Origin of the sequence: Rhodococcus sp. O3 (assembly GCF_048897285.1) — a bacterium.
Classification (GTDB): Bacteria; Actinomycetota; Actinomycetes; order Mycobacteriales; family Mycobacteriaceae; genus Rhodococcus.
Genome location: NZ_JBMBTE010000326.1, coordinates 1 through 452, shown reverse-complemented (window position 1 = coordinate 452; position 452 = coordinate 1). Strand labels below are relative to the sequence as shown.

Genomic DNA, 452 nt, shown 5'->3' with positions numbered 1-452 from the left:
CAGATCCTGGCGGATGCGGCGTGTTCGGTCACCCCCGACGATCTGGTGAAACTCGGTGCGCATCTGCTCGCGTATCTGAACCCGGACGGGGACGTGCCGGACGAGAAGGAACGCACACGGCGCCGGGGTCTGCGGATCGGCAAGCAGGGTGTCGATCTCATGACCCCGATCTCCGGGCTCATCGACCCGGAAACCCGGGCGCTGCTCGAACCGGTGCTGGCGAAGCTGGCCCGCCCGGGCATGAACAATCCGGACGATCCCGAATCACCGTCCGGTGACGTCGAATCCGAGGCCCTCGACCGGGACGCGCTGGCCAAGGCCGCGGCCCGCGACACCCGCACCGCGGTGCAGCGCAACCACGACGCGTTGAAGGTCGCCCTGCGGCAAATCTTGTCGTCGGGGGTGCTGGACAGTCACCGGGGGTTGCCGGTGACGGCGATCCTGACCATGGG

1 protein-coding gene is annotated in these 452 nt (G+C 68.4%); it reads left to right on the top strand.

Going from position 1 to position 452, the window contains the following annotated elements:
• On the top strand, nt 1-452 hold a 452-nt coding region (locus tag ACN675_RS29260), incomplete at both ends, for a DUF222 domain-containing protein (RefSeq protein ID WP_420754134.1).